The following is a 22,412-nucleotide window of genomic DNA, read 5'->3' on the forward strand; positions in this document are numbered from 1 at the left end:
AAAGAGTTCTATTCTTCAAAAAATCTTATTACTTTTAGGTCGAATCAAAAAAAAACAACAATATGTTTAATAAAAAAGCTCTTTTAGGAGTTCTTGTTAGTTCGAGTTTGCTAACCGTATCTTGCGGTAAGAAATCTGATACTGCTGATTGGAGTGAACAGAATCCATTTTATGCGCCAAGTACTTTGGCTTATCAAACTGCGGATTTTGGCAAGATCAAAAATCAAGACTTTAAGCCTGCTATATTGGAAGGTATGCGCCAACAATTAGAAGAAATTGACCAAATTACGGCTAATAAAGAAAAACCTACTTTCGAAAATACCTTGGTAGAATTGGAAAAAACAGGCCAGTTATTGTCAAGAGTAAATAACGTTTTTGGATTATTGACCGGTGCAGATACCAATGAAGAGTTACAAAAAGTAGAAGAAGAATTATCAAAGAATTTTGCAGCTCACAACGATGCGATCTATTTAAATCAAGCTTTATTTGAGCGTATTAAAACAATCTTTGATCAAAAAGCTACTTTACAATTACAAGGCGAAGATCTACGACTTTTAAATCATTATTATGAGGCCTTTGTTTTAGCTGGGGCCAATTTATCCAACGAGAATAAAGAGCTACTTAAAGCGATTAATGGCGAGATTGCGACCTTGAATACCAAGTTTTCCAATCAACTTTTAGCTGCAACCAAAGCAGGTGGTGTTACTTTTAAGAAGGAAGAACTCGATGGTTTGGATGAAAACACCTTGGCATCTTACTTACAAAAAGACGGAACTTACCTGATCAGTCTTATCAACACTACACAACAACCGGATTTAATCAGTTTGTCAAGTAAAGAGTCCAGAGATAAATTGTTTCACGCTTCATGGACCAGAGCAGAAAAAAATGATGCCAACGATACGCGTAGTGCGATTTTGGAAATCGTCAAAAAAAGAGCTGAAAAAGCAAAATTACTCGGATATCCAAACTATGCTGCTTGGAGTCTAAACGATCAAATGGCCAAAACTCCGGAAGAGGTAAATCATTTGTTAGAACAATTGATTCCTGCAGCAGTAGAGATTGCTAAAACAGAAGCTACAGAAATTCAAAACTTAATTCACACGGAAGCCAATTCTTTCGAACTATCCGCGGCAGATTGGGATTTCTATGCTGAAAAAATCCGTAAAGAAAAATACAATATCGATGAAAACGAGACCAAACCGTATTTTGAGATCAATACCGTATTGAAAAAAGGGGTTTTCTATATGGCTGAACAACTGTATGGTATTACTTTCAAAGAACGTACTGACCTGCCTGTTTGGAATAAAGATGTACAGGTTTACGAATTGTTTAATGAAGATAAATCGTCTATTGGACTGTTCTATGCGGACTTTTACAAGAGAGATTCCAAGCGCGGTGGTGCGTGGATGAGTAATATAGTAGGCCAATCAAAATTATTAAATACCAAGCCTGTCATCTATAATGTATCCAATTTCACCAAACCGGCGGATGGGCAACCGGCATTAATCAGTTTTGATGATGTTACGACCATGTTTCATGAATTTGGACATGCTTTACACGGATTTTTTGCTGATCAAAAATACCCTACTTTATCTGGGACCAATGTTTCCCGTGATTTTGTAGAATTTCCATCACAGTTTCACGAGCATTTTGCCGTAGTTCCTCAAGTGCTAAAAAACTATGCGATTCACTATAAAACTGGTGAAGTAATGCCAAATGAACTGGTACAAAAGATGCTTAATGCCATGAGCTTTAATAAGGGATATGCCATGACAGAAATGTTGGGCGCAACCTCTTTGGATCTTGCATGGCACACCTTAGCTGCAGATGCTTCGATCAAGGATGTCAATCAGTTTGAAAGTCACTCTTTAATCGACAGAGGTCTTAATTTACCACAGGTTCCTCCAAGATACCGCTCTTCTTATTTCAGTCATATCTTTTCTGGAGGATATGCGGCAGGATATTATGCCTATTTATGGGCGGAAATGCTGGATCATGATGCCTACCGCTGGATGGAAGAACGCGGAGGGATGACTCGTGGAAACGGTCAAATCTTTAGAGAACAAATATTATCTAGAGGAAACTCCGTTGAATTAGCCGATTTATACAGAAACTTTAGAGGAAAAGAACCTTCTATAGAACCGATGTTAAAAGCTAGAGGGTTGTTGAAGTAATCAGTAATCACTGGTCAAGTTAATGGCTTAGTGAGATTGAGATTTATAAAAAAAGGAGCTGTTTCAAATTATGAAACAGCTCCTTTTTATTTATTATACATCAGATGAGAGTCAATAAGCGATGTTGCACGCAATTGGCTTATCGACGATCTCTTATATTTAAAACTTAATTTGTGCTACTTGATTTTTAGCGGTTTCAAATTCCATAATCAAATTCTTAAAAATGTTTTCTACCGTATCGATTTGATGAATAATTCCGGCAATCTGGCCAATTTCCAATTCCCCTTCTATCAAATCACCTTCAAACATCCCTTTTTTAGCGCGGGCTCTCCCCAAATAAGTTTGAAGTTGCTCAACCGTTGGGCAGCTTTTATACAATTCTGCCAGTCCTTTATAAAATTCGTTTTTGATCAGTCGAACCGGTGCTAATTCTTTTAAAGTTACCAAGGTATCCCCTTCCCCAACTTCTAAGAGTAAATCTTTAAAGTTATCGTGTGCGGAACTTTCAACAGACGCCGCAAATCGAGTTCCCATTTGAACTCCATCTGCTCCCAATGTCAAGGCTGCTAAAATTCCCTGCCCTGAAGCTATACCTCCTGCAGCAATTAAAGGAATGCTAATTTTTTCTTTTACCATCGGGATTAAGGTCAACGTAGTGGTTTCTTCACGACCGTTGTGGCCTCCGGCTTCAAAGCCTTCAGCAACTACAGCATCAACCCCTGCTTCCTGTGCTTTTAGGGCAAATTTTGATGAACTCACCACATGTACAACTGTGATACCATGTTCCTTTAAAAACGTCGTCCACGTCTTCGGATTACCCGCAGAGGTAAAAACAATTTTCACTCCTTCCTCAACCAATATATCCATGATCTCAGTGATGTTCGGATACAACATCGGTACATTAACTCCAAAGGGTTTGTCTGTTGCTTTTTGACATTTCTGGATATGCTCTCGCAAAACTTCCGGATACATCGATCCAGCGCCTATAAGTCCTAAACCACCAGCATTACTCACTGCACTAGCTAATTTGTATCCAGAATTCCAGATCATTCCACCTTGAATAATAGGATATTGGATACCAAAAAGTTTTGTTATTTGATTGCTCATAAATTATTTTTTTGAAATTACTCCGGAGCCGATTAGCTCGTCTTCCAAATGCCAAGATACGAATTGTCCTTCAGTTATTGCAGATTGAGGTTCGTCAAAACGTACATACATACCTTCTTCAAACATATATAAGGTGGCTTTCTGCAACGGTTGACGGTAACGAATCCTTGCATAGATCTCTTTACTTTCGCCATTTTTCAACCTTAAATCTTCTCTTATCCAATGTACTTCATCAGCTTGTACAAACAAACTTTGATGAAATAATCCCGGATGATCATGTCCTTGACCTGTATAGATCGCATTCTCTTTTACGTCTGTGGCAATGATAAATAAAGCCTCTGCTGTACCTCCTACATTCAATCCCTTACGTTGTCCAGTAGTAAAATAATGTGCCCCCTGATGTTTTCCAACTACTTTTCCCATTTCGGGTTTGTACACAATCGAACGGGATTCCGCTTCTAATTGTTCTTGAAAAGTAGGATACACTTGTGGTACTTCATCGTATAAACTACTTTTTTTGTCAATTTCATAGATCAAACCATCTTTGGGCTTAAGCTGTTGTTGTAAAAATTCAGGTAAACGAACTTTTCCAATAAAACACAATCCCTGAGAATCCTTTTTATCAGCCGTAACCAAATTCATTTTGGTCGCTATTTCACGTACTTCTGATTTTAAGAGTTCCCCTATTGGAAACAGTGATTTAGCCAATTGCTCTTGAGACAATTGACACAAAAAATACGATTGATCTTTATTCGGATCGACACCTGCCAACAACTGGTAGGCTTCTTTTTGTTGCCCATCAACATCGGTAATGTCCAGAGTACCCTTACGACAATAATGTCCCGTCGCTACATAATCAGCTCCCAAACTCAATGCAATTTTCATAAATACATCGAATTTGATCTCGCGATTACATAAAACGTCCGGATTAGGAGTTCTACCCATCTCGTATTCCTTAAACATATAGTCAACGATACGCTCTTTATATTGTTCGCTTAAATCAACAGTCTGAAACGGAATCCCCAATTTCTCTGCCACCATTAAAGCATCATTACTATCTTCCAACCAAGGACATTCGTTTGAAATAGTCACGGTATCATCATGCCAGTTTTTCATGAATAATCCGATCACCTCATATCCTTGTTCTTTCAACAGATAGGCTGCTACACTAGAATCTACTCCTCCGGAAAGACCTACAACTACTCTTTTCATATCTCGGATTTTTTATTGTTTATTTATATGATATGCCTATGCTATTTTGTGTCTTTCTCATCAACACAAACGTTATAAAATATCATCATATAAAAATCTACTAAAAATTATTTGCAAAAATACGAATTTTAATTGTCAGAGATAGACTTAATGATACTTGTTCTGAATGGCAACATAGTTTTAATTTATACAAGTTGTTGCTCGTTACACTGCACTACATTATTAAAATCAATTTTGTTAAAAGTTTAATATATCATCCAAATAAATACTCTGGTACTTTATAATAAGTAAGTTAAGAAGTTATACTTTAGCTTACCTATTATATATACCCTATAACTAGACAACTGGAAAAAAGACTTTACTATGCAAGCAAAAATCATATCAATTACCGCCATGCTGCTGTTTTTCAATAGCACTGCCTATTCGCAATCAACAATTATCACGCTTACAGCAGATCAATTAGCTGAAAAGCTTATCAATGGTAATAAACCGGCAAGTGTGGTGCAATACTGGATTCCCAATTGCGCCGCAGCAGAAAGCATCGTTGAAAATTTCAAACATTGGGAAGAACAGTATAACGATCAGATCGATTGTTACTTTGTCGGCATTACTAATAAGGATAGTTTAATCCTCAATCTCATAAAGAAAGTAAATTATTCCTATCCTTTATACATAGTTGACCCGATTGTAGATTCCAACCTAAATCAACGCATGCAAACGTTTTCAATGCAATTAAACAAGTTACTCCAAAGAAAACCACAATCTTTTATTACGCTTTATTATAACCGTAAGGAGAGAACGATTCAATTCGATAAAAAAGCTATGGTCATCGAAAAAAAACTACTAAAGCTTCTTAAAGGGTAAATGCTATACTTTTAATACCGAACTATACTCGATAGTTCGACCTTCAGTAAGGCATACAGCGAATCTATAAATATAGCGTAGATAAGAAAATCAACGAATATGTTCTTTTATGGAAACTTTAACTCTATATGCTGTTTATGAAGCTATTAAGTAATATTAAGTCAATACATTTCATTTATTAACCATATAAATGAAATTATGAAAAAACTTTTTGCAATGAGCCTTTTCGCTCTAAGTACCACAGCTATGTTTGGAGGAAACATAGAAAGAAATAATACAAAAACTTCTGTCCCATCGGAAGAAAAAACAGAACAGCAACAAAAAGTTCTAAGTTGTTATAGATTTATAGTCACTCAACAAGTATTTGTCAACAACTTTCCTTCTAATAGTATAATTGTGTATAATGAAACAGGTTTATATACAGAGAGTGGTGCCCTAATAAAACGTAGTCAATTAGAGCGTATATATATATCTGATTATGACTCTAAAACTGGCAAAGGAAATTTATTTACATTTGGCTACCTAGATGTTCACTCAGAAAACTGCGGTATTGGAGTAGTAAATTAACACAAAAGCACTTTGAAATTTATTGAAATTAATATTTTACAAGCTAACAAAACCAATTAAATTATGAAAAAACTTTTTGCAATGAGCCTTTTCGCTCTAAGTACCACAGCTATGTTCGGAGGAAACATCGAAAGGATGGAAACTAAAACGATCACTAGTAACGAAAGTACAGATCAAGTAGCTGTTAAAAAATGCTATCGCTTTGAAGTCTACTCGCAATATTTTGTGAATCACAATCCAACAAGTAATATGGTCATGGTATACGATTACACAGGATATTTTACTGAAGCCGAGTTTCAAATAAAAAGTGATGAATTATATGCAACATATGTATCCACATTAAACAACGGTAGTAATAACAATGGTACTGGTGACTTATTTTTACACGGTCATTACCTGGCACCTGCGGGTAGTTGTTTTTCAGTAGCTCAATAGTATGTTAGCACTGTCGTCTTGTAGAGGATATAATATATAAACTTTATCAGATACTTTTAAAACTCAATTAATAAAAAACGGGATTGTCTTAAAGACAATCCCGTTTTTTTAAACTTGTAAAATATATTACTTTTTACCTTTTATTTTTTGTTGTTCCTGAGCTTGCTCCATCATCTGTTGCATTTTCTTTTGGAATTTACTTTGTGGACGATCGGTCTTTTTATTCTCATCCATTTTGTTTTTCAATTTATTTTCATTGACAATGTGATTTTTGATCACATACATAATTCCAATAGTAATTGAGTTGGAAATGAAATAATACAAACTCAAACCAGATGCATAGTTATTAAAGAAAAACAACATCATAATTGGAGAGATATAAATCATCACTTTCATGATTTTACTCATATCTGGCATCCCCTCTTGTTGAGGCGCACTCATTTGTTGATCACCTGTAGTCATCTTCATATAGAAGAAGATCGCAATCGATGCCAAAATAGGAAATAAACTGATGTGGTTTCCATAAAAAGGAATCGTAAACGGCAAATGTACTACTGCATCGAAAGAGGATAAATCATCTGCCCATAAGAAACTCTTTTGACGCAAATCAAAAGCCGACGGGAAGAACTGGAACAACGAATAGAATATCGGAATCTGTAATAATGCCGGTATACATCCTGCCATAGGATTTACTCCAGCTTTGGAATACAACTTCATGGTTTCCTGTTGTTTTTTCATCGGATCATTTTTGAATTTTTCATTCAATTCATTCACCTCCGGACGAATTACTTTCATCTTGGCTTGAGACAAGTAAGATTTATAAGTAATTGGCGACATAAACAATCTCACCAAAATAGTGAAGATAATAATAGCAATACCATGAGGTAAGAAAGAACTTAATAATCCAAATGCTGGAATGAACAAGTATCTGTTGATCCATCCAAAAATCCCCCAACCCAATGGAACGATTTCATCTAAATTTCTTTCATATGATTTTAAGATCTTATAATCCGTTGGACCATAATATAAATTCATATCATAGTTCAATTCACCATTTTTATAATCCAAAGGCAATTTAGCCGCAAAATGTTTGGTGAATACCGTATCAATCTTCTCGTCATTTACCAAGTTTTGGGAATTTAACTCTACAGTAGAAAACGGTGTTCTAGTCAATAAAATCGACGTAAAGAAATGTTGCTTAAAAGCGATATAAGTAACGTCTTTTACAGTTTTATCATCCGACTTGCTTGTAGGACTTAAGTGATTGTCTTTACCTCCTTCATATTCATAAGCCAATTGGGTATATCTGTTTTCATAAGAAACACTCATCTCGTTTCTATATGTTTTGATCTCCCATTGTAAGTTTGGTTTTTTAGACAAGTCTACAACTTGGTTTAAACCTTGCGTACGGATCGCAAAATCCATCATGTACTCACCCGGTTTTAATACATAACGATATTCTAAAAACTGATTATCGCTAGATTTCAAACGCATCGTCAAAACTTGATTTTCACCTTCTTTAGACAACTGAGGCTCAAAATACAAATCTCTTGTATTTAAGATACGGCTATCAGCAGTTTGAAATTCTAAGTTAAACTTGGAGTTGTTGTCTTTGATTAATTCAACAATTTCATCAGAATGTTTGTTGAATCTTTTAAAGTTGTTGATCTTAATATCTTTGATCGCTCCACCTTTGTTATCGACAACAAGAGTCAGTACATCATTTTTAAGTTCAGTAACACCACCTTGAGCCGCTGGTAAAGTGGCGCTGTAAGCAAAAGCACCTAAAGAAGCTTTTAATTTGGTTAATGCTAGTGAATCTGCTGTGCTTTGATGCGCTGCAATAGCCGATTCCACTTGTTTGGATTGCGTTGTAGTAACTTGTTCTTGTTGAGCTTTTTCGTTGTCTTTTACGATCGCTTCTTTTTCTTTTCCGATGTTGTTAAACATCATCCAGATCAATAGGGCCGCAATGATGACAAACCCTATTATGCTGTTACGATCTATTTTTTTTTCTTCCATTATTTGGTATTGCTTATTTCAAATATTTTGAACGTTTATACTGAGTTCAGTGTTGCTATTATAGCGCAAGTCTATGAGCTATTATTTAATTTTATGCGCTACTGCCGCTTTAATAAATCCGACAAATAAAGGATGTGGACTTGCTACGGTACTTTTATATTCCGGGTGGAATTGAACTCCCACAAAGAAAGGATGATTTTCCAATTCAACAATTTCTACCAATCCTGTTTTAGGATTAATTCCAGTAGCTTTTAAACCGGCTTTTTCAAATTCACTTAAATAATAGTTGTTGAATTCGTAACGGTGACGGTGACGTTCGTTGATTAAATTAGATTGATAGATTTCAAAAGCTTTTGTGTCATTTTTGATTTCACAATCCCATCCACCTAAACGCATCGTTCCACCTTTATCCGTGATGGTTTTCTGCTCTTCCATAAAAGTGATCACCGGATAAGTAGTATTGGTATTGACTTCGGTTGAATTAGCATTTTCATAATGCATCACATTACGAGCATATTCAATTACAGCCATTTGCATTCCCAAACAGATTCCTAAAAAAGGAATGTTGTTTTCTCTTGCATATCGTACCGTTTCTATTTTCCCTTCAATACCACGTGATCCAAATCCTGGAGCCACTAAGATACCGTCTAAATTTGCTAACTTATCCCCAGCATTTTTAGCAGTTAGGTATTCAGAATGAATACTGATTACATTAACCTTGGTGATATTTTCAGCACCCGCATGAGTAAAAGCTTCTAAAATGGACTTATAACTGTCTTGTAATTCTACATATTTCCCTACCAATCCGATGTTTACCGTGTGTTGTGGGTTTTTTAGTTTATGTAAAAATTCATTCCATTGTACCAAATCCGGTGTTGCTTTCTCTGGCATATCCAATTTTTTCAAAGCAACGCGATCTAATCCTTCTTCCAACATAAGATTGGGAACTTCATAGATCGTTGAGGCATCGATAGATTGAATAACCGCTTCGCGTTTTACATTGCAAAAAGCAGCCAACTTCTGACGAATTTCAGTAGAAAGTTCATGTTCTGTTCTGCAAACCAAGATATCCGCTTTGATACCACTTTCCATTAAGGTTTTAACGGAATGCTGAGTTGGTTTGGTTTTTAACTCTCCTGCAGCAGCTAAATAAGGTACTAAAGTCAAGTGTATTACTATCGCATTATTATCGCCTAGCTCCCACAATAATTGACGTACTGATTCTATATATGGTAAAGATTCAATATCTCCAACGGTACCACCAATCTCCGTGATAACGATATCGTATTTTCCACTTTTACCCAAAAGCAACATGCGCTCTTTAATCTCATTGGTAATATGAGGAACTACCTGAACCGTTTTTCCTAAAAACTCTCCTCTTCGCTCCTTTTCAATAACAGAAAGATATACTCTACCCGTTGTAACGTTATTAGCTTGAGAAGTCGGAACATTTAAAAAACGCTCGTAATGCCCCAAATCCAAATCGGTTTCAGCGCCATCATCGGTTACAAAACATTCTCCGTGTTCATAAGGATTTAATGTCCCTGGATCCACATTGATATAGGGGTCAAATTTTTGTATGGTTGATTCGTATCCTCTAGCTTGTAATAATTTAGCTAGGGAAGCAGCAATAATGCCTTTACCTAAGGATGACGTAACGCCGCCGGTTACAAAAATATATTTAGTTTGTTTCATCGAGTGTTGTGTTGTAGTTGTTAAAAATAAAACTTGGCAAAAGTACAAATTTTTGCCTTATACTTCTAATAATTGTGATTTTAATATGACTGTTTTTATTGAGGTCGCACCGTATTAACTTTATTTTTTAAAGTTATTTTTGATATTCTTAATTAGGGATTCTAATCCGTTTAATTTAATTTCATAAATCAATTGCATTTGCTCTCCCAGCTTTCCTTTGGGGAATCCTTTATTGTGATACCACACGATATAATACTCAGGTAAATCTACAAGAAAACGCCCTTCGTATTTTCCGAAAGGCATTTTGGTATGAGCAAGCTCTATTAAATATTGTTGGTTATTTGTATGAAGCATCACTTCCAATTAAATTGTATATCTTTTTCAATATCAGAATGAAGGCTCAAAAATACCGGACAGGTCATCGCGGCACGTTCCAAGATCACACGATCCTTTTCAGCAGCTACCCCGATCATCTCAAATGCAATACCTACTTTGGAAATCATGCGTGGATTTTCGCGCATTTCCTTAAATACCGCAGCAGTAGAATTGGATATATCCAAATCCATAGCCTTGGCTTTAATCCCCATTATGGTAAACATACAACTGGCTACCGCATTGGTTACTATATCGGTAGGAGAAAATGCTTCTCCACGTCCTTGATTATCAATTGGAGCATCGGAAATAATGCTTTGCCCAGAACGAATATGTACAGACTCCGTTCTTAAATCTCCTAAATATTTGACTTTAGATAACATTACTTTACAATTTTTACGGTTAGATCTTCATCATAATACAACAAATATACACCACCCTCATTATATATTCCCCCATTTTCAGACGAATAAGCAAATTTATTCTCTACTTGTTGGGTGGTATAATTTTGAATGGCATCGCCAAAATCTTCGTTTTGAAACATTCGCGTAATAACATCAAATGTAACATCAAAACCACGAGTAGCATAACGATTTGGATAAATATTATTTTGCTTTTTAAAGGTATTAGCAAAACGAGTTCCATTATCACTTTCATTTTCTCTAGTTACAGAAGCATAAAGCAGTTTAAGCTTGGTCAAAGTATTTAAAGAAATTTCACTGTAATCGAAAACCTCATTCTTATCAAAAGTCGCCAATTGAATCTCGTGTGTAGAAACCTTCGATATTAACGCATTCGTTGTGCTTAAGGCAGTTTGTATACTACCGGTATCGAGTATGACAAAATTCTTTGTAGTAGTACTTAAATACTCGCCTATTTTTGAGGCTTCACTACCGTTTAGAATTTTGATATTCGGATACTTCTTTTGCAAGAAACTTTTCGTTGAAGTTTTCTTTTCATCGACTACAGCAATAATTTTTCCTTGCTCACTAAGCATATACTCAATCAGATAAGTTCTTAAGTCATCTGTATTGGGCATCGTTTGCACAAGATTAACCCCCATCTTGCCCTTTTCCGTAGATAAGGGTGATACCAGCACTATTTCCTTGTCTTTAATTAAAGATGCTGCCTGAGTAACGTTTTTCTGAAAAAAGGGTCCAATAACTACATCGGTCTTACTGAAATCTTCCTTTGAAAACAGGGCCGCGACATCAGAACTGCTGCTCGACTCTTTAGAATCAAAAATCTTGACATTTAAAGGCAAACCCAAACTTTTAGCCGAATCAATAGCTATAAGCGCTCCTGCATAAAAATCTAGCGTCATATTCAAAAAACCGTCCTTCTTTAATTTCTCCGGAATGTTATCAGTAGCCATATTAATTTTATGTGTATTAAAAGGCAACAATAAAACCAATTCCTTAGACTTGTTTTTAGCAAGCGAACGTGTCAAATCTTTATATTGATTGGAGGCGTAGTTCGTAGTTTTCTTAGTCGGAGCAGAAACAACCGCTTCTTTCGTTTTTTCAGAACTTGGTACTCTCAAAGTCATCCCAACCTTTAATCCATATCCTAATTCCGGATTTAATGCTAATAATTGTTCCGCAGATACACCATATTCCTTAGTTAAGTTATATAAAGTCTCTTTGGGTTGCACAACAATATCTTTATAAGAAGCTTTAGCCGTGGTATTTACATCGGTTACCTTAACCACTTCTTTAAGATCTTGCTTCACGGGCACTTCAATTTTATGTCCCTCAATCAAACCAACGGTTTCCAAAAGAGGATTTAGCTCATAAAGTCGCTGTATGGAAGTTTGATGCTCAATTGCTAAACCGTACAAGGTTTCTTTAGGTCCAACAACGATCTCCTTAACACTTCCATTTTTACCGTTTTTAACCACTTGCACCGCCGATCCTACCAAGGTATCTGGTATGCTTTGCGCTGTTGTTTTTACGGCTTCATAGGTCGGCGCTTCCAAATATATGGTCTGCCCGGTCTGAAGTCCATTTTCTTTTAATACAGGATTGAGGCGATACAATTCTTCAATAGATGTCTTATACTGCTTAGAGATTCCATATAGGGTCTCTTTGCTTTGTACCTGATGTTTTTTTGTTGAACCGGTCGTTTTTTCAACGCTTGACATGAGCGGTATGGATAATACCGAATTTTCTTGAACACCCTTGTCCGCTCCGGGATTGTATTTTAAAATATCATGTACCGATACCTTATAATGCTGAGCGATTTCCGTTACAGTTTCTCCTTTATTAACGCGGTGTTGCTTAAAATTTACTGTTTGTGCATGTAAACTAACAACATTGGCCAATGTCAGAATAGCAAGGCTACTTAAAAATTTCTTTCTCATCTCTTTTTTATATTATAAGCGAATAAGTCGCTGCAAAAAATTTACAACGACTTAATCCATATTACTTTATTCCCATTCTATAGTGGCTGGTGGCTTGGAACTGATGTCGTATACCACGCGATTAACCCCTTTTACTTTATTGATAATTTGATTGGAAATCTCCATCAAAAACTCGTATGGTAAGTGAACCCAATCCGCTGTCATACCATCGGTAGATGCTACAGCTCGTAGTGCTACAACTTTTTCATAAGTTCTTTCATCTCCCATAACTCCAACACTGTTTACAGGCAATAAGATTGCTCCTGCTTGCCATACCTGATCATACAGACCGTGTTCTTTTAATCCATTGATAAAAACAGCATCTACCTCTTGAAGAAGGCTTACTTTTTCTGCCGTGATATCTCCTAAAATACGAATCGAAAGTCCTGGACCTGGAAATGGATGTCTACCCAATAACTCTGGATCTATACCCAATGAAGCTCCAACTCTTCTCACCTCGTCTTTGAACAACATTCTCAAAGGCTCAACGATTTTCAATTTCATAAAGTCAGGTAAACCACCAACATTATGGTGTGACTTAATTGTTGCAGAAGGACCCTTAACAGAAATCGATTCAATAACATCAGGATAAATAGTACCCTGAGCTAACCAAGTAACATCTTCAATCAATTTAGCTTCGTCATCGAATACTTCAATAAAGGCTTTACCGATTGCTTTTCTTTTTAATTCCGGATCTTCCAATCCTTTTAAGGCAGTTAAAAAACGTTCTGAAGCATCTACTCCTTTAACGTTTAAATTCATACCTTTATATTGTTCTAGTACATTGTGAAATTCATTCTTTCTCAAAAGACCGTTATTCACAAAAATACAATATAGGTTTTTTCCAATAGCGCGGTGCAATAGAACTGCCGCAACAGTCGAATCAACTCCACCTGAAAGGGCTAAAACCACTTTATCATCTTTAATTTTTTCGCGCAAATCGCTGATAATATCTTCGACAAATGCTTTTGGAGTAAAATCTTGAGCTACTCCAGCAATATCCACTAAGAAGTTTTTAAGCAATTGTGCACCATCAGTAGAGTGATATACCTCTGGGTGAAATTGAATGGCATAGGTTTGCTCGCCTTCAATTTTATAAGCAGCATTGGCTACGTCTTTGGTGCTTGCCAAAAGCACACCATTGGTAGGTAGTGTTTTGATCGTATCACTATGACTCATCCAAACTTGGCTATTTAGCTCAATTCCCTTTAATAAAGCTTCATTTTCTTTGATATAATTCAAATTGGCTCTACCATACTCTCTAGTACTCGAAGGAGCTACTTCACCACCGTGGAAGTGAGCCAAGTATTGAGCACCATAACAAACCGCTAATAAAGGTAATTTACCCTTGATATTAGTAAGGTCTGGATGCAAGGCCTCCTCTGATCTAACCGAAAATGGACTTCCAGAAAGTATTACGGCATGAAAAGTGGATAAATCCTCTGGTAAATTGTTGTAAGGTAATATTTCGCAAAAAATGTTTAATTCGCGAACTCTACGGGCAATAAGCTGTGTGTATTGCGAACCGAAATCTAAAATAAGTACGTTGTGTTGCATATGCAAAAATAGGTATTTCTAATGGATCCCAAAAATAGGTTTCTGGATTTTTTTCAACAAACTAAAAACGAATTTAATAAACGCTTAAAATCGTTTTAATAGCTGACAAATTAACAAATTAATTAGGTCTTTTGAGCCTTCTTTCGCCAGTATTTTTTTATATTATTTTTTTGGGCTTGTTTTTGATGTTTCAAGTCAATAAAAAAAGTACCTATTCTTAATTTTCCCTTGTTTGAACGCACTTAAACCCCATCCCTTCAAAATGGCTAAAAACCAAAAACAGCCGCCCGCTGTTTCGCAAAATAATACCGGTGTTTTCCGGGAAAATAAATTTTTTTTACTTAAATTACTTTATATTTCACATTCTTATGATGCTATGAGAATATAAAGAAAAAATGGCCTTATTTTTGCCATCAATTGAATTTCAAAATTAACTCGGATATGATTCACAAAAGCAACCTATTGATTGTTGTATTGAGTATGTTAACCTTGGCTTCTTGTAAAAAAGATCCAGAAAAAAAATTACCCACGGTAATACAACCGGAAATTATGGACAGCATATTTAGCAACCGGTTTGAAGGCGTAATTCCTTGTCCCGATTGCCCAGGTATTGAAACTTCATTGGCCATACATGCTGATAGTACGTTAAATAAAACCGTGTACTACCAAGATAAACCAGAATTTCCGCAACAGTTTAGCGGTACATGGAAATTAAAAGACTCTGTTTTTGAAGCAAATTTCGATGGCAGTAAGGAGTTTTATAAAATAAAAAAAGGAAGTTTACTCGCACGTGTTGGCTCTGACAGAAAAGAGGTGATTGGAAAATTAGCTCAAGACTATTTATTAGAACGAGCACAACAAATCGTATTAGATAGTTTATCGGGAACCTATGTAAAAGGTGATTCCCTTAGTGAACCCTATCAGGTTTTGCATTTAAAACACCTTAAGAAAGATAATTTCGAGTTAAAGATCGTCTTGACAGGCAAAGAACGCACAGCAGAGTTTTCTGCTAATGGCACTTACAATAAGGATAATAATCAAATCGAGATTCCTTTAAAAGATGCCTATCCCGATCTATTGGGAACCCTATTGATTCAGTTCAGTAAAGGTAAAATACACCTTACGACTAAAGAAAAAGAGCACTTAGAAGAATTAAAGAGTTTCTGGGATGAGACCTTTAGCATTCAAGGTACTTACAATAAAGAATAAAGCGACAGCTCAACATCTATAAATCAATTATTATTTAATGAAAAAATCAGTATTATCTTCCCTATTAATTTTGTTTGCAGTCAATTGTTTAAGCACTACAGAAGCAGTAGCACAAAAAACAAATATTCTCAGTAAGATTTCGGATAAAATCAATAAAAAATCCACCACTACAACTAGTAGTACAAGTAAAGCTGCAGCATCAAAACCAACTACTATCCCAAGTTTGGACCAAAATAAAATTGGTGCTGGTTTAAAAGAAGCCTTGGAAAGTGGTATTGAAAAGCAAGTGGTTAAACTGACTCAAAAAGACGGTTTTTACAAAAATGATTTAGTAAAAATCTTATTACCTGAAGAATTGCAGAAAGTCGACAATACACTGCGTAAAATGGGTATGTCTAGTTTGGCTGATGAGGGTTTAAAAGTATTAAACAGAGCTGCAGAAGAAGCAGTCAAAGAAGCTACACCGATTTTTGTAGATGCAGTCAAGAACATTACATTTGACGATGCAAAAAACATCCTATTGGGATCAGAAGACGCGGCAACTCTATATCTTGAAAAGGCAACGTCTAAAAACCTTTATTCCAAATTTAATCCAGTTATACAATCGTCATTTGAAAATGTTGGCGCTGATAAAGTGTGGACCAGTATTGTAAGTACTTACAATTCTTTGCCCCTAGTTAAAAAGGTTAATCCTGATTTGACAGACTATGTAGCTAATCAAACCCTTTCAGGTGTTTTCAAAATGATATCCGTAGAAGAAAAAGATATTAGATCAAATATTGGTGGGTCTAGAGACACCCAACTTTTAAAAGATGTATTTAGCTTACAAGATCAATTGGGTGGACTTCTTAAAAAATAAGAAACTCTTTACCGATTTGATAATATATACATAACAACGAGCTAACGCTACAAAACCCAATAATACCGACCTTTGTCAGGTAATAAAATTGAGTTTCTAATAGTTAGGTTGATTGAAACTAGAAAGCCGAATAGCCTAAAAACTATTCGGTTTTATTAGTTTATACGTTGATGTAGGATTTTAAAGTATTCAAAGGCTCTCAACAAACGCGTTCCATACCAGGAAAACATTTCTCCATCGACGAATACTGTTTTTGCATGGTGAGTGCATCTACCAATCTCAAAAGCGTGTTCTTCTTTAAAAGGATAGGGTTCTGATGATAGAAAGACCAAATCGGGATCACCCTCTAATCGGATCTTCTTTAATTCAATTTCCGGATACCGCCCTGCTTTATTGGCATAGATATTCTCAAATCGATTTATTTTTAAAAGTTCATTGATAAAAGTATCATCCCCCGCTGCCATATAAGGATCTCTCCATATAAAATAAGCTGCTTTCTGAATCGGTTTATCGCTGACAAATTTCATAAAATCCTTTTGCGCAAATCGAATTTTATCGTTCCACTTTTGGGCATCAGTCCGTTTATTGAAAAGTACACCGAAATCTGAAATCATTTTTTCATTGTCCTCTATGGTGATCACATCAGTTACCCAAACAGGGCAAATGGCTCGTAATTGTTCCACGATTTCAAGTGTGTTTTCTTCTTTATTGGCAATGATAATATCGGGTTGCAAAAGTTTAATTTTTTCAAAATGCACTTTCTTTGTACCCCCGACACTTTTCTTGGTCGACTTGAAGTGGTACGGATGCACGCAAAATTTGGTAATCCCCACTATACTGTCTTCCAATCCCAAATCAAACAACAGCTCTGTCTGAGAAGGCACCAATGAAACTATGCGCTGTGGTGTTTTGTCAAAATGATGCTGCTGTCCTAACTGATCGTAAAAAGTAGCCATAGTAGAATTATTTAAAATATTGCTGTAAAATTTCGCTCATTTCCAGTTGCATCTCCAGTGCCTTAATTCGAGCTTGTTCAGCAAAATCAAGTTCTTTACCAGCAAAAATAATCCCGCGGGATGAATTGATTAACAAACCAACCTGTGCATTCAATCCGTGTTGACAAACAGCGTGTAAATCCCCTCCTTGTGCACCCACACCTGGAACTAACAAAAAGCTATCTGGAACAATATTTCTGATTTCAGCAAAGTATTCCGGTTTAGTAGCTCCAACCACATACATTAAGTTGTGATGATTAATCCATTTTTTCGATGTCTCCAAGACAATTTGATACATTTGTTTGCCTTGACATTCTAGGGTTTGAAAATCAAAAGCCCCTTCATTAGAGGTTAACGCTAGTAGTATCGTCTGTTTGTCTTCAAAAGCTAAAAATGGTTCTACGCTATCTTTTCCCATATATGGGGCAACCGTAACGCTATCAAAGCCCAAATCTTCAAAGAAAGCTTTCGCATACATAGATGCTGTGTTGCCAATATCGCCGCGTTTGGCGTCGGCTATAGTATATAATTCAGGATAATTTTCATTGAGATAATCGATGGTTTTCTGTAGTGAAGTCCAACCTTTTAGCCCGTAAGCCTCATAAAAAGCAATATTGGGTTTATAGGCAACTGCCAAATCATGAGTAGCATCAATAATCGCTTTATTAAACTCAAAGATCGGATCTTCCGAATCTAAAAGATGGGTTGGGATTTTTGATAAATCGACATCAAGACCAATACATAAAAATGATTTTTTCTGATGAATCTGCGCTACTAATTGTGGTGTAGTCATGGTTTTTTATTTAAAATAGCCTTAAAAAAAACCACACATTACCGAAGTAAGTGTGGCGAATCATTTGTTATCTCAGAGATTAATAAACATCTTCTTCTTTCAGTTTTTCGGTGTTGCTTACCAATTGAAGCTCCTCGATAACCTTATGAATATTCCCGTTCATAACCCCATCTAAATCATACAGAGTCAAACCAATACGGTGATCAGTTACACGACCTTGTGGATAATTATAAGTTCTAATTTTTGCAGAACGGTCTCCACTACTTACTTGTGAATTTCGTTTCTTCGCATCTTGTTCTTGTTTTTTCGCCAATTCCATTTCATACAATCTAGAGCGTAAAACAGTCAAAGCTTTGTCTTTATTTTTATGTTGAGACTTCTCATCCTGACATTGCGCAACAAGTCCAGTAGGAACGTGTGTCATACGAACTGCAGATTTGGTAGTATTTACCGATTGCCCACCAGGACCTGAAGAACAGAAATAATCAATTCTCACGTCGTTCATGTCAATTTGAACATCAAACTCTTCCGCTTCCGGAAGCACCATAACCGTTGCTGCAGAAGTGTGAACACGTCCTTGAGTTTCGGTTTGTGGCACACGTTGTACCCGGTGTACACCTGCTTCAAACTTTAAAGTTCCATAAACATCATCACCAGTAACTTCAAAGATCACCTCTTTGAAACCTCCTGAAGTTCCGTCATTGGAGTCTACTAACGAAGTTCTCCAACCTCTACCCTCACAGTATTTCGTATACATACGGAATAAATCTCCTGCAAAAATACTGGCTTCATCTCCACCAGTTCCAGCACGAATTTCAACCATAACGTTTTTAGCATCTTCCGGATCCTTTGGAATCAATAAGAATTTTATCTCATCCTCCAATTCCGGTAAGCGATTTTTTGCCTCGTCTAATTGCATCTTGGCCATGTCAACCATTTCAGCATCACTTCCGTCGGCTATTATTTCGTTAGCTTCTTCAATGTTTGCTGTTAGGGTCAAGTATTCGTCTCGTTTTTCAACAAGCGCTTTTAAATCTTTGTATTCTTTATTTAATTGTACGTAACGCTTTTGATCAGAAATAACATCGGGTTGAATAATCAAATCCGATATTTCATCAAAACGTTGCTTTATAATTTGTAGTCTATCTAACATCTTCTATTATCTAAATTTCAGGATACAAAGGTATAAAAAAAGAGGAACATTACGAATAAGTTCCTCTCTTTAAAATCGACAATTTTATCTTATTTTTTAATTTCCACTGCGATATCTACATCTGTCCATGTTTTTCCTTCGTGTAAGTCTTTACAAAGTTCGTGAATGGAGTCAAAAGCGGCATTAGCTGTAAAGTCAGCAATCATATCTATTGATCCGTTTATCTTTACACTAGAGTCTGTAGTTTCATAAGCAAAACTCTTCTCTTTAGTCACACCATTCATCGTAATAGAAACAGCAACTTTTCCATCCTTAAATGCTCCGAAAGATCCCGTGATATTTCCGGCCATTTTTGCAAAAAAACCAGCTTTCAATTTATCATCTCTCAAAGGATCTTTACTGTTTACTGTTGGTGTCTCTACAGTGAATTTTGCCCCCTCTAAAGATTCTATTAAAGTAGCCGCTTCTTTCACGTCAGTAAGCTCAATTTTATCAAAAGTTCCCTTTACACCGACTTTTTTAGGAGTTTTAAAAGCGGTCCACTCCAAGGTGTAATCCAGATTCACTTTCTGTTCTGATACTGAAGTTACTTCTGTTGGATAAAGCTCTTCTACTTTGGTTTCTTCTTTTTTACCACAGCTAACGACTAAGGCGCCGATTAATGCTAAGGTTAGTAATTTCTTTTTCATAATAGTTGTACGTTTATACTTTCTTTTTAAAACAATGGTCTAAAATACAAATTTTGATTGTTTTAAGAGAATGATCTTACTTAATTTTTCCTTAAGATAAAAAACAAAAAAACCGGAATCTATCTTGACGATAAATTCCGGTTATAATAGTTCTCAAAGATTATATTATTTTTTCGGAATATTTTTTAATATTTCCAATACAAATTTCCAATATTTCTGTGCAGAAGAAATACTAGCACGTTCAACAGGTGAATGCGCTCCTTTTATCGTTGGTCCAAAAGAAATCATATCCATATCTGGATAATTAGTTCCCAATATACCACACTCTAATCCAGCATGACACGCAACAACATCTGGTTTTGAACCGTTTTGTTTTTCGTAGATATCCGTTAATACATCCAGTATTTCTGAGTTGGCATTTGGTGTCCATCCCGGGTATGAACCTGAGAATTCCACTTCACAACCCATCAACTCAAAAGCGGCACGTAAGGAAGTCGCTAAATCTAATTTTGAAGTTTCTACAGAAGAACGCGTCAAACATTTCACTGCTAATTTACCTGCTCCAACTTCTACTTTAGCAATATTGTTTGAAGTTTCAACCAAATTATCAAAATCAGCACTCATACGATATACACCGTTGTGTGCTGTGTACATGGCTCTAACAAAGAAAAATTGTGCCATATAGGGCATCACCTTCTTAGGAGTATCTTCTATTTTCTCAAAAACAACTTCTAAATCCGGTTCTGTAGTTTTGAATTCTGTTTTGATTTCTTCAACAATTTGTTGCATATCAAAAACAAAAGCTTCATCATATACTTGAGCAATAATCACTTTAGCTACACTTTCTCTTGGAATAGCGTTACGTAAACTTCCCCCTTTGATTTCGGCAATTTGCAGTCCAAAAGTATCGAATCCGTCAAAAAGTAAACGGTTCATGATTTTGTTAGCGTTACCTAATCCCTTGTGAATATCCATACCGGAATGTCCGCCTACCAAACCTTTAACGGTAATCGTATAACCAACTGATCCTTCCGGCGCTGCTTCTTCATCGTATTCTGCTGTGGCAGTTACATCAATTCCACCAGCACAACCGATATCGATTTCATCATCTTCTTCCGTATCTAAATTCAATAGAATCTGTCCATCTAATACACCACCTTTTAATCCCATTGCTCCGGTCATTCCGGTTTCTTCATCTATCGTAAACAAAGCTTCTAATGCAGGATGGGGAATAGTTGTACTTTCCAAGATAGCCATAATAGTCGCTACACCTAAACCGTTATCAGCTCCAAGTGTAGTTCCTTTAGCGCGAACCCAATCTCCATCAACATACATTTCAATACCTTGAGTGTCAAAATCGAAGTCTGTATCGTTATTTTTCTGGTGAACCATATCCAAATGCGATTGCATAACAATGGTTTTTCTGTCCTCCATTCCTGAAGTAGCCGCTTTTTTTATAATTACGTTACCTACTTCATCTTTAATGGTTTCTAATCCTAACTGCTTTCCAAAATTCATCATGAATTCGATCACGCGTTCCTCTTTTTTTGATGGACGCGGTACCGCATTCAAATCAGCAAATTTATTCCAAAGCTCTTTCGGCTCTAAATTTCTAATCTCTTTATTCATAAGTAGATATTGTTTTTTTTACTTAAGGTCATAAAATAACGCCCTATTTGCTTAGGTTTTTGTGTAAACCAAAACACTTAAAAGACGAAACTATAGTATTAAGTGATACTAATTAGATTGTTCGCCCAAAGTTACAAATAAATATGAGATTTATTTGTTTTTTTGCCTATACGACTATATGTCCATACGCGAATTCGCTTTATAACGTAAAAACGGAACAGCCTTTCAACTTATCTTTTTATAAGCCTATATGCCCATTTGTACATCAGCGAATTCGCTTTATCACGTAAAAACGGAAAAGCCTTTCAACTTATCTTTTTATAAGCCTATATGCCCATTTGTACATACGCGAATTCGCTTTATAACGTAAAAACGGAACAGCCTTTCAACTTATCTTTTTATAAGCCTATATGCCCATTTGCACATACGCGAATTCGCTTTATAACGTAAAAACGGAACAGCCTTTCAACTTATCTTTTTATAAGCCTATATGCCCATTTGTACATACGCGAATTCGCTTTATAACGTAAAAACGGAACAGCCTTTCAACTTATCTTTTTATAAGCCTATATGCCCATTTGCACATCAGCGTATCAGCGTATCAGCGTATCAGCGTATCAGCGTATCAGCGTATCAGCGTATCAGCGTATCAGCGTATCAGCGTATCAGCGTATCAGCG

General features: G+C 36.0%; 19 protein-coding genes. 6 read left to right on the forward strand and 13 right to left on the reverse strand.

Annotated features, from left to right (window positions below; all coding sequences use genetic code 11):
- Positions 1-62: 62 nt before the first annotated feature.
- The gene (locus tag L1275_RS02255; protein ID WP_253469267.1) at positions 63-2,174 is read left to right on the forward strand and encodes a M3 family metallopeptidase; all 2,112 of its coding nucleotides are present in this window, start codon (positions 63-65) and stop codon (positions 2,172-2,174) included.
- 159 nt (positions 2,175-2,333) lie between these two features.
- On the opposite strand, the gene L1275_RS02260 is transcribed toward L1275_RS02255, so the two are convergent.
- Together L1275_RS02260 and mnmA are read right to left on the reverse strand one after the other, a co-directional pair.
- On the reverse strand, positions 2,334-3,281 hold the full coding sequence (locus L1275_RS02260) for a nitronate monooxygenase family protein (protein WP_253469269.1): 948 nt from the start codon (positions 3,279-3,281) through the stop codon (positions 2,334-2,336).
- 3 nt (positions 3,282-3,284) lie between these two features.
- Positions 3,285-4,493, reverse strand: a complete 1,209-nt coding sequence (gene mnmA, locus L1275_RS02265) for a tRNA 2-thiouridine(34) synthase MnmA (RefSeq protein ID WP_253469271.1) — start codon at positions 4,491-4,493, stop codon at positions 3,285-3,287.
- A gap of 363 nt (positions 4,494-4,856) precedes the next feature.
- On the opposite strand from mnmA, the gene L1275_RS02270 reads away from it, so the two are divergent.
- The 3 genes from L1275_RS02270 (at position 4,857) to L1275_RS02280 (ending at position 6,359) form a co-directional block, all read left to right on the forward strand.
- Positions 4,857-5,357, forward strand: coding sequence for a hypothetical protein (locus L1275_RS02270; protein WP_253469273.1), 501 nt, complete (start codon positions 4,857-4,859; stop codon positions 5,355-5,357).
- 198 nt (positions 5,358-5,555) lie between these two features.
- Entirely contained in the window at positions 5,556-5,924 is a 369-nt protein-coding gene (locus L1275_RS02275; RefSeq protein WP_253469275.1) for a hypothetical protein, read from the forward strand.
- Between the two features lie 63 nt (positions 5,925-5,987).
- Positions 5,988-6,359 (forward strand): hypothetical protein, encoded by a 372-nt coding sequence (locus tag L1275_RS02280; RefSeq protein WP_253469277.1) that lies wholly within the window; start codon positions 5,988-5,990, stop codon positions 6,357-6,359.
- A 126-nt stretch (positions 6,360-6,485) separates the two neighbouring features.
- Here L1275_RS02280 and yidC read toward each other — a convergent pair whose 3' ends face one another.
- The 6 genes from yidC to guaA all read right to left on the reverse strand — a co-directional run bounded on the left by yidC (position 6,486) and on the right by guaA (position 14,406).
- The gene (gene yidC / locus L1275_RS02285) at positions 6,486-8,381 is read right to left on the reverse strand and encodes a membrane protein insertase YidC (protein WP_253469279.1); all 1,896 of its coding nucleotides are present in this window, start codon (positions 8,379-8,381) and stop codon (positions 6,486-6,488) included.
- An 81-nt stretch (positions 8,382-8,462) separates the two neighbouring features.
- On the reverse strand, positions 8,463-10,076 hold the full coding sequence (locus L1275_RS02290) for a CTP synthase (RefSeq protein ID WP_253469287.1): 1,614 nt from the start codon (positions 10,074-10,076) through the stop codon (positions 8,463-8,465).
- 120 nt (positions 10,077-10,196) lie between these two features.
- Positions 10,197-10,430, reverse strand: a complete 234-nt coding sequence (locus L1275_RS02295; RefSeq protein ID WP_253469289.1) for a DUF3820 family protein — start codon at positions 10,428-10,430, stop codon at positions 10,197-10,199.
- Complete coding sequence (locus L1275_RS02300; protein ID WP_253469290.1) at positions 10,430-10,831, reverse strand: OsmC family protein; 402 nt, start codon at positions 10,829-10,831, stop codon at positions 10,430-10,432. Before L1275_RS02300 ends, L1275_RS02295 begins: the two co-directional genes overlap by 1 nt.
- The gene (locus L1275_RS02305) at positions 10,831-12,810 is read right to left on the reverse strand and encodes a LysM peptidoglycan-binding domain-containing protein (protein ID WP_253469291.1); all 1,980 of its coding nucleotides are present in this window, start codon (positions 12,808-12,810) and stop codon (positions 10,831-10,833) included. The genes L1275_RS02300 and L1275_RS02305 overlap by 1 nt, the downstream gene beginning before the upstream one ends.
- Positions 12,811-12,876: 66 nt before the next feature.
- On the reverse strand, positions 12,877-14,406 hold the full coding sequence (gene guaA / locus L1275_RS02310) for a glutamine-hydrolyzing GMP synthase (protein WP_253469292.1): 1,530 nt from the start codon (positions 14,404-14,406) through the stop codon (positions 12,877-12,879).
- 441 nt (positions 14,407-14,847) lie between these two features.
- Between guaA and L1275_RS02315 the strand changes: the two genes are divergently transcribed.
- Both L1275_RS02315 and L1275_RS02320 read left to right on the forward strand, forming a co-directional pair.
- Complete coding sequence (locus L1275_RS02315) at positions 14,848-15,615, forward strand: copper resistance protein NlpE N-terminal domain-containing protein (protein ID WP_253469293.1); 768 nt, start codon at positions 14,848-14,850, stop codon at positions 15,613-15,615.
- A gap of 37 nt (positions 15,616-15,652) precedes the next feature.
- Complete coding sequence (locus tag L1275_RS02320) at positions 15,653-16,474, forward strand: DUF4197 domain-containing protein (protein ID WP_253469294.1); 822 nt, start codon at positions 15,653-15,655, stop codon at positions 16,472-16,474.
- A gap of 155 nt (positions 16,475-16,629) precedes the next feature.
- Here L1275_RS02320 and L1275_RS02325 read toward each other — a convergent pair whose 3' ends face one another.
- From L1275_RS02325 to L1275_RS02345, 5 genes are all read right to left on the reverse strand, one after another.
- Positions 16,630-17,430 (reverse strand): ABC transporter substrate-binding protein, encoded by an 801-nt coding sequence (locus L1275_RS02325; RefSeq protein WP_253469295.1) that lies wholly within the window; start codon positions 17,428-17,430, stop codon positions 16,630-16,632.
- A 7-nt stretch (positions 17,431-17,437) separates the two neighbouring features.
- Positions 17,438-18,262: an orotidine-5'-phosphate decarboxylase gene (pyrF, locus tag L1275_RS02330; RefSeq protein WP_253469296.1), complete on the reverse strand. Its 825-nt coding sequence runs from the start codon at positions 18,260-18,262 to the stop codon at positions 17,438-17,440.
- A gap of 79 nt (positions 18,263-18,341) precedes the next feature.
- Complete coding sequence (prfA, locus tag L1275_RS02335; RefSeq protein WP_253469297.1) at positions 18,342-19,415, reverse strand: peptide chain release factor 1; 1,074 nt, start codon at positions 19,413-19,415, stop codon at positions 18,342-18,344.
- A gap of 89 nt (positions 19,416-19,504) precedes the next feature.
- Positions 19,505-20,104: a YceI family protein gene (locus tag L1275_RS02340; protein ID WP_253469298.1), complete on the reverse strand. Its 600-nt coding sequence runs from the start codon at positions 20,102-20,104 to the stop codon at positions 19,505-19,507.
- Positions 20,105-20,269: 165 nt separating this feature from the next.
- Positions 20,270-21,733, reverse strand: coding sequence for an aminoacyl-histidine dipeptidase (locus tag L1275_RS02345; RefSeq protein WP_253469299.1), 1,464 nt, complete (start codon positions 21,731-21,733; stop codon positions 20,270-20,272).
- Positions 21,734-22,412 lie beyond the last annotated feature (679 nt).

Origin of the sequence: Flavobacterium sp. HSC-61S13 (genome assembly GCF_024171535.1) — a bacterium.
In the GTDB taxonomy this organism is placed as follows: domain Bacteria; phylum Bacteroidota; class Bacteroidia; order Flavobacteriales; family Flavobacteriaceae; genus Flavobacterium.

Excerpts from the sequence above, each read along its gene's own strand:
- L1275_RS02255 (WP_253469267.1), top strand. The coding sequence starts at position 63 with ATGTTTAATAAAAAAGCTCTTTTAGGAGTTCTTGTTAGTTCGAGTTTG.
- L1275_RS02260 (WP_253469269.1), bottom strand. The coding sequence starts at position 3,281 with ATGAGCAATCAAATAACAAAACTTTTTGGTATCCAATATCCTATTATT.
- mnmA (WP_253469271.1), bottom strand. The coding sequence starts at position 4,493 with ATGAAAAGAGTAGTTGTAGGTCTTTCCGGAGGAGTAGATTCTAGTGTA.
- L1275_RS02270 (WP_253469273.1), top strand. The coding sequence starts at position 4,857 with ATGCAAGCAAAAATCATATCAATTACCGCCATGCTGCTGTTTTTCAAT.
- L1275_RS02275 (WP_253469275.1), top strand. The coding sequence starts at position 5,556 with ATGAAAAAACTTTTTGCAATGAGCCTTTTCGCTCTAAGTACCACAGCT.
- L1275_RS02280 (WP_253469277.1), top strand. The coding sequence starts at position 5,988 with ATGAAAAAACTTTTTGCAATGAGCCTTTTCGCTCTAAGTACCACAGCT.
- yidC (WP_253469279.1), bottom strand. The coding sequence starts at position 8,381 with ATGGAAGAAAAAAAAATAGATCGTAACAGCATAATAGGGTTTGTCATC.
- L1275_RS02290 (WP_253469287.1), bottom strand. The coding sequence starts at position 10,076 with ATGAAACAAACTAAATATATTTTTGTAACCGGCGGCGTTACGTCATCC.
- L1275_RS02295 (WP_253469289.1), bottom strand. The coding sequence starts at position 10,430 with ATGCTTCATACAAATAACCAACAATATTTAATAGAGCTTGCTCATACC.
- L1275_RS02300 (WP_253469290.1), bottom strand. The coding sequence starts at position 10,831 with ATGTTATCTAAAGTCAAATATTTAGGAGATTTAAGAACGGAGTCTGTA.
- L1275_RS02305 (WP_253469291.1), bottom strand. The coding sequence starts at position 12,810 with ATGAGAAAGAAATTTTTAAGTAGCCTTGCTATTCTGACATTGGCCAAT.
- guaA (WP_253469292.1), bottom strand. The coding sequence starts at position 14,406 with ATGCAACACAACGTACTTATTTTAGATTTCGGTTCGCAATACACACAG.
- L1275_RS02315 (WP_253469293.1), top strand. The coding sequence starts at position 14,848 with ATGATTCACAAAAGCAACCTATTGATTGTTGTATTGAGTATGTTAACC.
- L1275_RS02320 (WP_253469294.1), top strand. The coding sequence starts at position 15,653 with ATGAAAAAATCAGTATTATCTTCCCTATTAATTTTGTTTGCAGTCAAT.
- L1275_RS02325 (WP_253469295.1), bottom strand. The coding sequence starts at position 17,430 with ATGGCTACTTTTTACGATCAGTTAGGACAGCAGCATCATTTTGACAAA.
- pyrF (WP_253469296.1), bottom strand. The coding sequence starts at position 18,262 with ATGACTACACCACAATTAGTAGCGCAGATTCATCAGAAAAAATCATTT.
- prfA (WP_253469297.1), bottom strand. The coding sequence starts at position 19,415 with ATGTTAGATAGACTACAAATTATAAAGCAACGTTTTGATGAAATATCG.
- L1275_RS02340 (WP_253469298.1), bottom strand. The coding sequence starts at position 20,104 with ATGAAAAAGAAATTACTAACCTTAGCATTAATCGGCGCCTTAGTCGTT.
- L1275_RS02345 (WP_253469299.1), bottom strand. The coding sequence starts at position 21,733 with ATGAATAAAGAGATTAGAAATTTAGAGCCGAAAGAGCTTTGGAATAAA.